The following is an 11,390-nucleotide window of genomic DNA, read 5'->3' on the forward strand; positions in this document are numbered from 1 at the left end:
GGGTTTTCGGGGACGGAGGCAACGCGCCGGGGCGCGATGCCGGGAGGCCGCTACTCCTCGGCGGTCGCCTTCTTGGCCGGCGCCTTCTTCACCTCGGCCTTCTTGCCCTCGGGCTTGGCCGGCGCCTTGTGGGCGGCGGGCTTCGAGAGGCCCTTGCCGGGCTTGGCCTCCGGCATGCCGGGCGTCTCCGCCGACGACGTATAGGCGCTGGCGCTGCGCGGCAGGCCATGGGCCGGCTTCGCGGCGATTTTCGAGGCCGGCTTGGCCGCGGCCTTGGCGGCGCTGGCGGCCTTGGCCTGCTCCAGCCGGGCCTCGCGGGCCTGCTTGGCAGCCTGCAGCGCGGCCTCGCGCTTGGCCTTGGCGGCTTCGAGCTTGGCGGCCCGCGTGTTGGCGGCGGCCGTCTTCTGGGCGTTCTCCTGCGCCTCGAGGATCTGCTGACCCTCGGCCGGGTTGCGGCCGATCCAGACCGCGATCGGCTGGAGCGGCGCCCGGGGCGGGAGCGTCCGGGCGCGCAGAGCCGGGCTGGAGAAGGCGGCCATGGCGAGCGCCGGGGAATTGGCCGCGGAGCCGCCGATCAGCTGCGCCGCCGAGCCGGGGGCGCTGACCGCGCCGGGGCCGTCGTCGATCGCCGGGGGCTTCTTGCCGCCGCAGACGAAGGGACGCATGTCCGGCGGCGCGCCGAGCGCCGAGGCCGGCAGGGCGTCGAGGGTCGGGCTGGTCCAGCCGGCGCTCTGGGTGAAGGCGTAATCGAACAGGTCGGCGGCCTTCACGTCGCGCTCGCGCGGGCTCGGCTGGCCCATCACGACGGTGATGACCCGGCGGCCGTTGCGCGAGGCGGTCGCGACCACGTTGAAGCCGCCCGAGCAGATGAAGCCGGTCTTCATGCCGTCGGCGCCGGGATAGCGCCCGAGCAAGCCGTTGTGGTTGGCCATGACCGCCCGGCCGAACTGGATCGCCGAGATCGAGAACAGGTCGTGGGAATCCGGGAAGTCGCGGATCAGCGCCCGGGCCAGCACGGCCATGTCGCGGGCCGAGGTCCACTGGCGCGGATCGGGCAGGCCGTTGGGATTGGTCCAGCGGCTGTCGCGCATGCCGATCCGCTGCGCGGTCTCGTTCATCAGGTCGGCGAAGCCCTCGATCGAGCCGCCGAGATTCTCGCCGATCGCGTAGGCGATGTCGTTGGCCGACTTGACCATGATGATCTTGAGGGCGTTGTCGAGGGTGAGCTGCGTCCCCGGCTTGAAGCCCATCTTGGAGGGCGGCTCGGAGGCCGCCGCCGTCGAGATCGTGATCATCGAATCGAGCGAGACCTTGCCCTGCCGCACCAGGTCCAGGGCGACGTAGGTGGTCATCAGCTTGGTGATCGAGGCCGGGTACCAGGGATCCGTCGGCGCCTGGGAATAGATCACCTTGCCGGAATCGACATCGACCACGAGGATCGGTGCGGTGACCGCGTTGGCGGCCTGGATCCCGATCAGGCTCGTGCCGAGAAGACCCGTCATCGCCGCGAGTCCGACGGTCACGCGCCGGAGGAGTGAAGAGGACATTCGAGCCCGACTCGTCAGAGGATCGCCAGGGTCGGCACCGCGAGGCACCGCTCTTCCGGCCGGCCGGCCGGGATTCGCGCAGCCCGGACCGCCGGGGCGGCCATCGTGCTGCATCACGGCATCAACGTCTCCACCGTGGCAAGAGCAAGGCGAGACACAACCGCGGGGCTGCGCCGCCTGGTTGTCGGTGGTCCGGGAGGCCCGCGCCGCTTATGTGCGGGATCACGGTCGAGCGAAAAGGTTTCGGGGACACGGTGGCTTACGCGGTCAAGGAGATTTTCCACACCCTTCAGGGGGAGGGCGCCCAGGCGGGACGGGCCGCGGTGTTCTGCCGATTCGCCGGCTGCAACCTCTGGTCCGGGCGCGAGGCGGATCGCGCCGCGGCGGCCTGCCGGTTCTGCGACACCGATTTCGTCGGCCTGGACGGGGAGGGCGGCGGCCGCTTCGCGGATGCGACGGCGCTGGCGGACGCCATCGCCCGGACCTGGGCCGGGGGGCCGGAATGCCGCTACGTGGTGTTCACCGGCGGCGAGCCGCTGCTCCAGCTCGATTCCGCGCTGATCGACGCCGTGCACGGGCATGGGTTCGAGATCGCGATCGAGACCAACGGCACCCTGCCGGCGCCTCCGGGCATCGACTGGATCTGCGTCAGCCCCAAGGGCTCCAATCCCCTGGCACAGACGACCGGCCACGAGCTGAAGCTGGTCTATCCCCAGGCCGATGCCGACCCGGCGGATTTCGTCGGTCTCGCCTTCCGGCACCGCTTCCTCCAGCCGATGGACGGGCCGGAGCAGGGCGCCAGCACCCAGGCCGCCATCGCCTATTGCCGCCAGGACGCCCGCTGGCGCCTGTCGCTGCAGACCCACAAGATGATCGGAATCCCGTGAGGGTGCGGCCGGCCGGCGTAGCTCTGCCGTGCGGGCGCATCTCCCCTCGCCCCGCTTGCGGGCAGAGGGGGGACCCGTATCTCGTTCTGGCGTGAACGGGCCGTCCCATCGCCCCCACCCTTCCCATCCCGCTAAAAATCGGGAACGATCCCCGTCACTTTCCCGCCCCTGGACCGGTGCCCTTGAACCTGGACGATCCATCGCCGCTCGCCCACGCCGCACCGGAGGGCATCTGGCCGATCGATCCGGACCCGCGGGTCACGGATCTGCCCGGGCGTCAGCGCTGGACCTTCGGGGGCGGGCGGGCCCGCGCGGCCGAGGTCGCGGGAACCCTGGTCCCGGCGAGCGATGCCCGGATCGCCTATCTGGGCATCCGCCGGGACGGGCAGGGCCGGCCTTTTCCGGCCGCCTTCACGCACTCGCCCGAGACCGGCGCCGCGCTGGGCCCGCCGGTCCCGCTTCCGGCCCCGGACATCCTCGACATCGACCTGGACAGCCTCGCCGACGTGCCGCTGCCGAGCGGCGTGCCGGCGCTGATCCGGGCCGGACACCCGGCCGCGCTGTACCTGTTCCAGGAGAATCTCGGCGCGTTCGCGGAATGGGACGGCCGAAATTTCGTGGGCCACGAACGGCTGCCGCCGCATCCGGTCGGAACCGGCATCACCGCAAGCCGCAGGGGCATCGCCTACGCCACCGCCGAGGTGCTGGTCGGCGTGAAACTGCCGCAACTTGGGCGCGGTCTGGTCCACACCGAGACCCGGGCGGCAGGCCTGCGGTTCCTGTCGGCGCCGTGCTGGCGCGGCGGCGACCTCCTCGTCCTCGGCGAGCGGGGCGGGCGCCTCGTCCTCTGCCGCCTTGCGGCCGAGTCGGACGCCCTCGACCTGCGCGACCTCGGGCGCGCCGCCCCCGATGCGGATTTCGCCGGGCCGTGGATGAACCGGCTCGGCGACGCCGTCTGGACCGGCCCGGACGGGTTCGTCGCCTGCCGGACGCTCGGTGACGAGACCACGGCCACTCCCTGGCCCGGGGGCTTCACGCCGGTCATCGCCCAGGCGCCCTGGCGGGACCGCGCCGACCTGTATCACCAGCTCGGCATGGCGGAGGGCCGCTATCACGTCGCCGCGCTGGCTCCGGATCCGAACCTCCACCGCCTCGACGGGCCGCATCTGGCGGCCAAACCCTGCACCTATTCCGGCGCGGAGCGGTTCGACGTGCCCTGGCAGGCCGCCGAGGAGGTCCTCAATCTCGGCACCCATGCGGGCAACCTGCTGGTGCCCCGCCTGTCGATGGCCCGCGACACGATCCTGCTCGCCCTCGACATTCCCGGTCCGCGCGGCGGTTTCCTGCGCGGCGAGCGCCTGTCGGGGCCGGTGACCGGCCACGTCCTCCACCACGCCCACGGGGCCGGGCTGCGCCGCCTGCCGGTGGGTCTGGCGGTGTCGCGGATCGGCGACGCGCGGGCGCTGTTGCACGACGGCGTGCTCTACCTCTGGAGCCGGTCGGAATGCCGCTGCCACGCCCTGCGGCTGCGCGCGGCATGAGCATGGTCCTGCGGATCTTTCTGATGCTTGTCCTCGCGCTCGGCGGACATGCCCGGGCCGAGGCGCCGGTGCGGCAGGTCTTCCTCGTGCAGGATTCCGGCTGGATGGAGCCGTTCCTGACCGCGGAGGGCTCGCAGTTCCGGCCCCTGGTCGAGGCCCTGGTCGCGGCAACCCGGGTTCCGGGAGCCGATATGGCCGTGGCGACCTTCGACCAGGACGGGCAGGTCCCGGGCCGGCCCTCGCCGCGCATCCTGTATGACGGCGCCTACGACGCCGCGAAGGTCCGGGCGGCGATCGCCTCGATCGACCTGCCGCGCAAGGCCGGCAGCACGGCCTATGCCGATGCGGATTTCAACGGCGCGCTGCTCGGGGCGATCCGCACCGGCCTGCGCGGCCGGGACGGGGTGATCTGGATGGTCACCAACAACAAGAACAGCCCCGGGAACAGCGCCGAGGTCGAGCGCAACACCGCCGCCTTCTACGCGGCCCTGCGCGACTCGGCGGCGATCAGCCGGATCGTCGCCTACCCGGTGCGGATGCCCCTCAAAGGTCGCAACTTCTCGGAGGGCGGGTTCGTCATCTACGGCATCGGCTACGGCGCGGCCGGCGGCCGAGCCCTCGAATCCGCCGTCAGCGCCCCGGCGCTCAAGGCCCTGTTCAGCCACCCGTCGGTGAGCCTGAAGCCGGTGCTGGCCGGCGGCCTGACCTTGCGCTTCGACCGGCTCGACACCGGCGGCTTGCAGGCCGGGTTGGAGAACGGCGTCCTGATCGTGAGCGGGGCCGATGCCGCCGCCGGCACCGCCCTGCGGCTGACCGCCCATCTGCGCAACGGCCTCTACCCGCAGCGCGTCGCGGCGGCCCGGCTCGCCCTGAGCTGGAGCGAGGTCGGCACCGAGGCGGGGCTGGCCCAGGCCGCGGTCTCGCCCGCCGAGATCGCCGACCTGGCGCCGCAGGCCGAGAGCGGGCCGCTCTCCGTGGTGCTGACCCTGCCGCCGATTCCGCGCCCGAGCGGCCTCGCCGGATTGCTCTCCGACGGCCGCACCGTGGATGGCACCCTGACTCTGCGGCTCGCGGACTTGCGCCTGGCGCTGGATCCGGCCTTCCTGGAACGGGTGCGGCCGATCTTCGGCAGCGGGTTGTTGTCCGGGGACCAGATGGGCGGGCCGGTCGGGGATGCGCGTGCGGTGGAGGGCCGGCTGCCCGGCCTGTTCCGCGACTATCGCGGCGTCTCGGAAGCGTCGGTGAGCCTGCCGGTGCGGATCGAGGCGGCGTTCTCGCCCTGGCCGCTGATCGCCGCCGCCTCCGCCGCCCTGGCGCTGGCCGCCGCGGCCGGCCTCGGGGCCCTCGCACTCGCCCGGGCGCGGGTCCAGACCGTGATGCTCGGCACCGTCCCGAAGCGGGTGAGCCTCCGGCCGTACCGCACCCAGACCCTGCGCGCCCCCGACGGCAGCCGCTGGCAGGTGCGGGCGGGGCTGTGGGGGCCGGCCCGCGCCACCCGCCTGCAGGAGCCCGAACCCGGCGCATGATTCCTTTGCATCTCGACCGCCTGGGGCCTCCCGGGCTCGTTCACGTCCAGGCCCGGACCGGGCAGGATTTCACCATCCCCGCCCCGCAGAACCCGGCCCCGCAGGCCGATCCGATCCAGACCGCGCCGGCCCCCACCGGGACGAGCACCGGGGCGAACCCGTTCAGCACCCTCGAACGGGGGCCGACCACCACGGAATTCGCGCTCGGCGCCGCCGCCCTGGTGGTTCTGGCGGTGCTGTTCCTGTTCGTCCGCCAGGGCGTGCGCACCCACCTGATCAACCGCCGGGCGACGCTGGACGCCGCCAACGGTGCGAGCTGGATGCTGTTCTCGGCGCTGATGCTCACCGCCGCGATCCTGGTCAGCGCCACGGTCGGCCGGCTCTGGCAGGCCTGGGCCGGGCTCGCGGCCGGCTTCGCCCTCTGCCTCGTGCTGTTCGGCGCCGCCCTGGTGCTGTTCCTGCGCGCACCCGAACGGAGGCGCTGAGACCATGGCTGACGCCCGGCCCGCCGAGACCGAGACGCTCCTGAAGGTCCGCCCGACCGTGTTCGTGGCGCTCGGCGGCACCGGCATGGAGGTGCTGCTGCGCCTGCGCCGGCGCATCCTCCAGGCCGACTGGAACGGGACGCGGATCAGCGCCCTCGATCAGTTCCCGGCCGCGTCCTTCCTCTACTTCGACACCGACACCCTGGAGGCCCGCGAGGCCGGCCGGGCGGCCGCCACCGACGCGCTCTCGGCCAAGGTCGCGTTCCGCGAGGGCGAGACCCTGCAGAAGGCGGTCAACCTCGCTCGCTACCAGGCCGAGCGGCGCAGCTACCCGCATATCGATTCCTGGCTGCCCGCCCGGGACCTGTCGCGCATCGACGCCTCGAAGGGCGCGGGGCAGATCCGCGCCATCGCGCGGCTGCTGTTCTTCGACGAGGTGCGCAGCTTCATGGACCGGCTGACCGCCAAGGCCGGCGCGGTGCTGGCCAACGTCTCGAACGAGGCGCAGCTGCGCGCGCTCGGCCTCGACACCGCCACGGACCTGCGCGTCGTCGTGGTGGCGTCGGTGGCCGGCGGCACCGGCTCGGGGGCGGTGATCGATGCCGGCTACGCGATCTCCTCGCTGGAGACGCCCAAGCGACCGGACGCGGTCGATCTCTTCCTCGTCCTGCCCTCGGGCTATGTCGGCGCCAACAAGGACCGGGTCTTCGCCAACGGCGTCGCGACCCTGTCCGAGCTCGAATACGCCATGCGCGGCAATCCCGAGCCGCCCTATGTCGAGAGCTGGGGCGACCATGCCCGGGTCGCCCGCGGGGTCGAGCGGCCGTTCAGCGACGTCTACCTGTTCGACACCCAGAACCTCGCCGACCAGCGCACCGCCGCGATCGGCGACCTCTACGACATGATGGCCGACGTGCTGTTCGAGGATTTCGGCAATTCCGAATTTTCGGGCCGCAAGCGCTCGACCGGCGTCAACCAGACTCAGCACAAGATGCGCAAATGGGCGCCGCCGAGCCCGGACCGCGCCGGCCGCGCCGCCCTGTTCTCCCTGAACTACTCGGCCCTCGGCCAGGCCGTGCTGGCCACACGCGGCAGCCTCGAATTCGAGGAGCACGCCGCCCGGGCGGGTCTGGGCATGGTCGAGGCGTTCTTCGGCGTCGCCCGGGGGCAGGGGGAGCGCCACATCCCCACGGTCGAGGAGCGCGACCGCTTCGCCGCCGACCGGCTCGCCCTGCGCTTCTCCGCCTTCGAGGCCTTCCCGAAGGTGCTGCGCCCGGCGCCCCCCGGCATCCCCGAATACGACCTCGTCGGCACGCTGCTGCAACGGGCGGACGGCTCCTCGATCCAGGAATCGGTGGCGCTCGGCGTCGAGGAGGCGGTGGACGCGATCCGGACCGAGATCGCCAGCCCCCGGGACTGGGCGCCGAACCTGCGCAAGGAGGCCGAGCGCCTGCGCGACGACATCCTGGGCCGCACCGGCTCGGGCGCCGCCTACGGCCCCCGCGGCGCCGAGGTGCTGGACGTGCGCGCCAAGCTCGAGGCGGCCTGGCTCTCCGACCAGGACGGCGCGCTGCCCGCCGCCCTCTACCGCCTGCTCGACGACCAGGAGCGCGGCGGCCTCGACTACGCCCGGGCGCTGATCGAGGGTGTGAAGGAGCTGGTCGAGGCCGATGGCGGCGCGCTCGCCCGTCTCAATGCCGCCGCCGACACCTATGCGCGGCTCGCCGACGAGATGCTGGCCGAGCATTTTTCCGCCTCGCTCAGCCGGCTCGACCAGGTCCGTCCCGGCCTGATCTTCTCGCACCGGCGCGACGCCGAGCGCTACCTGGAGCAGGCCCGGGAGGATCTGCGCGGCTCCTGCGTCCTGCGCATCCGTTCGGTGGCCGCCCGCGAGGCGGCCGAGCTGCTGCGCCGGGTCTCGGCCAAGCTCGGCACCCGGACCGGGCGGGATCCGGAGACCGGCGCCGCCCGCTACGACGGCCTGCTCGGCGCCCTGAACCAGGGCCACGAGGATGTCGGCCGGCTGATGCGCGAGCTGCGTCTCGACATCGCCGAGATCCGCAATGCCATCGAGCGCCCCTCGGGCGGCACCTTCCTGGTCCTGCCCTCGGGCGACCTGCCGGACAAGATCGCGGTCGCGCCCGCCGAGCAGCTGGCCTGGGCCCGGGAGGCGTTCCGGGCCTATGGCGGCTCCCGGGCGATCTTCGCGCTGCTGCGCGAGGAAGACACCCGCGCCGACCTGCTCAACGCGGTGCGCGACATGGCCCGGCGCCGGCTCGGGCCGCACCGCGCCCGCATCCCCTCGGCGCTCGACGCCCTGCGGGAGTTGCCCCCCGCCCGGCAGCGCGAGACCCTGGAGCTGATGCTGCTGCGCTGCATGCCCTGGATCTACGCGCGCTTCGACGCCTTCAGTCCGGGCGGCGACCAGTTCAAGACGATCCTGGCGGTGGAGGGCGCGCGCGCCTTCCAGGCCGAGTTCGGCCCGATCCTCCGGGCGAGCCTGCCGCCGGTGCTCGGCGCCGGCGAGATCGGCTTCCTCGAATCGAGCCAGCGCGGCCGGATCGTCTGCTACTGCGAGCTGTCCGGCGTGCCGCTCGACGTGCTCGGCCCCCTGCGGCGCGACTGGCGCAACGCCTACGCGCAGGAGCTCGACCGCCTCGACGCGATCCCGCTCCACAACCACAAGGACTATCTGCGCTTCCCGGACCCGGTCGCCCCCTCGGCCGAGGAATCCGACGCCCTGCGCGAGACCCTGTCGCTGTTCCTGCGCGCGGTCTGCCTCGGCCTGCTCCAGCGCGCGCCGGAAACCGGGCTGTGGCGCTTCGCCTTCGAACCGGGGGATTGGCGCAGCGTCGGCTCGGAGCGGACCCTGCGGCGCAAGCTGTTCGACCGGGTTCAGCGCGCGGCGATCGCGGCCCAGCTCGCCGAGGCCGAGGCGGCCCTGTCGCCGGTCCAGAACCTCGCGATGGCGGCGCTCTTCGCCTGGACCGCCAAGCGCGCCTACGCGCCCCGGCGCGAGACGGTGAATTTCGACGCCGAGGCCCGGGTCGGCGGGATCGGCCACGCGGTGGCGGACGCGCTGAGCCGGCGCTGGCGCCAGGGCGCCGTCGAGGCCGGCGGCCTGCCGGGCGATCCGGACCGGCTGTTCGACGCGTTCCTCGCCCAAATCGACGCCTGGACGAAGCCGATCCCGGGCAGCCTCGCCGACGTGCCCGCCGAGGAGGCCAACCGCGACCCGGCCGACCCGCCAGCCCTGCGGGCCGTGGACAAGCGCGTGATCGAGCCCGCTTCCTTCACCACGGAGGGGCTGCTGCGGCTCGCCAACCCGGCCGCGTCCGCCCCGCCGCCACCGCCGCCGGCCGCGCTCTTCTACGTCTACCGGGACACGGTCGAAGGCCCGTTCCCGCTTTCCGAACTGGCCGCCCAGGCGCGCGCCGGCACCCTGAGCGCAGCCACCCAGATCCACCCGCAGGGCGGAGCCTGGATCGCCGCCGGCGACCACCCAGCGCTCGCCCCGCTCCTGGCACCACCGCCGCCACCGCCTCCGGCTCGCTGAACGCGCATGCGGTTGGCGACGGTGTGGTCAACGGTCTCACGCGGGCCACACCGTCATTGCGAGCGCAGCGAAGCAACCCAGTGTAGCCCCACATCTTGAGAACGCGCGCTGCCCTCGGTTGCTTCGCTGCGCTCGCAATGACGGCGGTGGCGCTCAGCCACGCATCGCCAAAACCTGCGCCCGCGCCGCCCGGATCGCCGAGCGGGCGAAGCGACCGTTCACCAGCGTGGGATCGGGTTCATCGCCATCCAGCACAGTCCGTCGAAGCGCCGTGAGGGCCGGGTCGCCCCAGGCGTCGAGCAGGCGCCCGAAGGCGAGATGGCGGGCGGCATCGAAGCCGGCCCGGCGGTCGGCCGCGTCCTTGGCGGGATGCGCCGGATGGAGCGCCGCGCAGGGCACGAGGCCGGTCGGGATCGGCGCGGTCGCCGCATGGGTCCGGCCGAGACGCAGGAGTTTGGGCAGGATGTGGCTGTGCGGCCCGGGGGCGCTCGCGCCGCCGGCCGGCGGGATCGGCGTGTAGACCTCGATCCGGCCGAACCGGGCCAGGAACACCCGGTGCGGGCTCGCCGCCACGAGCATCGGCCCGATCGGGTTGCCGGGCGCGAAGACCGGCCGGCCGGCGGCGGCCCGCAGGGCGTCGATCAAGCCGGGATCGGCCACGCGCAGGCAGGCATCGACCGCCCGAAGCCGGAGGCCGAGATCGAACAGGATCGCCCCGCGATCCTGCACCCGCGCGGCCGCCGCGTCGGGCCCGAGCTCCGTCAGCACCGCGCGCCGGCCCATGGTGCAATCCGCCTCGGGCAGGCACAGGGCGACCGCCTGGCTCCAGCCGCCGGTGAAACCGGTCTCGTAGGCGAACGGCACCAAGTCCGGTGACGCGGTGAGCGCGATCGCGCCCCGCGGGGTCGCAAGCCCGATCCGGCCGTCCTCGCGGATCGCCACGGGCTCGGCCGGATCCCGCGCGAAGGCCGCCACCGCCCCGTAGGCGCCGAGGCTCCAGGCACAGGCCGGGTCGGCGATGTGGTCGCGCAGCAGGGACTCAACCGATCCGCCCGTCATCGGCGCCCCATAACGCAAGACCAGCCCTGGCAAAAACCGCTCGGGCGAACATCCCCGCAGGCAACACGCCTTGACACGGCCGGCGAATGACCGGAAGTCGCGGGTCGATCATCGAGGTTGTTCTCGGCGGGGCGGGCGCGATGCCCGGGACGACCGAGGCGGAGATGTCCGCGGGGCTAGCCGACGGCATCCGCGGGGAGGGACGCGCTGGCATGGACGTGATCGAGACCGAGATTCCGGACGTCAAGCGCATCAAGCCGAAGCGCTTCGGCGACAGCCGCGGCTGGTTCTCGGAGACGTTCCGGGTCGACGCGATGGAAAAGGCCGGGATCACGACGCCGTTCGTGCAGGACAACCAGTCCTTCTCGGCGCCGCAGGGCACGATCCGCGGCCTGCATTTCCAGATCGCCCCGCAGGCGCAGGCCAAGCTGATCCGGGTGCTCCAGGGCGCGATCCTCGACGTGGCGGTGGATATCCGCAGCGCCTCGCCGACCTTCGGCAAGTTCGTCGCCGTGACGCTCGACGCGGAGAGCGGCGAGCAGCTCTACATCCCGCACGGCTTCGCCCACGGCTTCTGTACCCTGACCCCCGACGTCATGGTCGCCTACAAGGTCGACGCCTATTACAGCCCCGAGCACGACCGGGCGCTGGCCTGGGACGATCCCGAGATCGGGATCCCGTGGCCGGTCTCCGGCGCGGCCGCGATCCTATCCGACAAGGACCGCCGCGCGCCGAAGCTCGCCGACCTCGGCCAGGTGTTCTGAACGGCGTTTCCAGCCGCCCCGCGGC

Annotated in this window: 8 protein-coding genes; 6 read left to right on the forward strand and 2 right to left on the reverse strand. The window is 73.0% G+C overall.

Annotated features, from left to right (window positions below):
* Positions 1-50 precede the first annotated feature (50 nt).
* Positions 51-1,502, reverse strand: coding sequence for a D-alanyl-D-alanine carboxypeptidase family protein (locus WYO_RS10905; protein WP_047170788.1), 1,452 nt, complete (start codon positions 1,500-1,502; stop codon positions 51-53).
* A gap of 299 nt (positions 1,503-1,801) precedes the next feature.
* Between WYO_RS10905 and queE the strand changes: the two genes are divergently transcribed.
* From queE to WYO_RS10930, 5 genes are all read left to right on the forward strand, one after another.
* On the forward strand, positions 1,802-2,434 hold the full coding sequence (queE, locus tag WYO_RS10910; protein WP_039902741.1) for a 7-carboxy-7-deazaguanine synthase: 633 nt from the start codon (positions 1,802-1,804) through the stop codon (positions 2,432-2,434).
* Between the two features lie 182 nt (positions 2,435-2,616).
* Complete coding sequence (locus WYO_RS10915) at positions 2,617-3,975, forward strand: hypothetical protein (RefSeq protein ID WP_007562258.1); 1,359 nt, start codon at positions 2,617-2,619, stop codon at positions 3,973-3,975.
* Between the two features lie 23 nt (positions 3,976-3,998).
* A complete protein-coding gene (locus tag WYO_RS10920) occupies positions 3,999-5,501 on the forward strand; it encodes a hypothetical protein (RefSeq protein ID WP_244424142.1) in 1,503 nt (500 codons plus the stop codon).
* A complete protein-coding gene (locus WYO_RS28990; RefSeq protein ID WP_007562262.1) occupies positions 5,498-5,986 on the forward strand; it encodes a hypothetical protein in 489 nt (162 codons plus the stop codon). Before WYO_RS10920 ends, WYO_RS28990 begins: the two co-directional genes overlap by 4 nt.
* Positions 5,987-5,990: 4 nt before the next feature.
* On the forward strand, positions 5,991-9,542 hold the full coding sequence (locus WYO_RS10930) for a tubulin-like doman-containing protein (protein WP_007562265.1): 3,552 nt from the start codon (positions 5,991-5,993) through the stop codon (positions 9,540-9,542).
* 153 nt (positions 9,543-9,695) lie between these two features.
* Here the strand turns inward: WYO_RS10930 and WYO_RS10935 are convergent, their stop codons facing one another.
* Positions 9,696-10,601 (reverse strand): hypothetical protein, encoded by a 906-nt coding sequence (locus tag WYO_RS10935; protein WP_039902744.1) that lies wholly within the window; start codon positions 10,599-10,601, stop codon positions 9,696-9,698.
* Positions 10,602-10,813: 212 nt separating this feature from the next.
* Here WYO_RS10935 and rfbC point away from each other — a divergent pair, with 212 nt between their 5' ends.
* Positions 10,814-11,365 (forward strand): dTDP-4-dehydrorhamnose 3,5-epimerase, encoded by a 552-nt coding sequence (gene rfbC, locus WYO_RS10940; RefSeq protein WP_039902746.1) that lies wholly within the window; start codon positions 10,814-10,816, stop codon positions 11,363-11,365.
* The last annotated feature ends 25 nt before the right edge of the window (positions 11,366-11,390 follow it).

It is taken from the genome of Methylobacterium sp. GXF4, from assembly GCF_000272495.1.
Taxonomy (GTDB): Bacteria; Pseudomonadota; Alphaproteobacteria; order Rhizobiales; family Beijerinckiaceae; genus Methylobacterium; species Methylobacterium brachiatum.

Coding starts and splice junctions, on each gene's coding strand:
- WYO_RS10920 (WP_244424142.1), top strand. CDS start 3,999: ATGCTTGTCCTCGCGCTCGGCGGACATGCCCGGGCCGAGGCGCCGGTG.
- WYO_RS10905 (WP_047170788.1), bottom strand. CDS start 1,502: ATGACGGGTCTTCTCGGCACGAGCCTGATCGGGATCCAGGCCGCCAAC.
- WYO_RS10930 (WP_007562265.1), top strand. CDS start 5,991: ATGGCTGACGCCCGGCCCGCCGAGACCGAGACGCTCCTGAAGGTCCGC.
- rfbC (WP_039902746.1), top strand. CDS start 10,814: ATGGACGTGATCGAGACCGAGATTCCGGACGTCAAGCGCATCAAGCCG.
- WYO_RS28990 (WP_007562262.1), top strand. CDS start 5,498: ATGATTCCTTTGCATCTCGACCGCCTGGGGCCTCCCGGGCTCGTTCAC.
- WYO_RS10935 (WP_039902744.1), bottom strand. CDS start 10,601: ATGACGGGCGGATCGGTTGAGTCCCTGCTGCGCGACCACATCGCCGAC.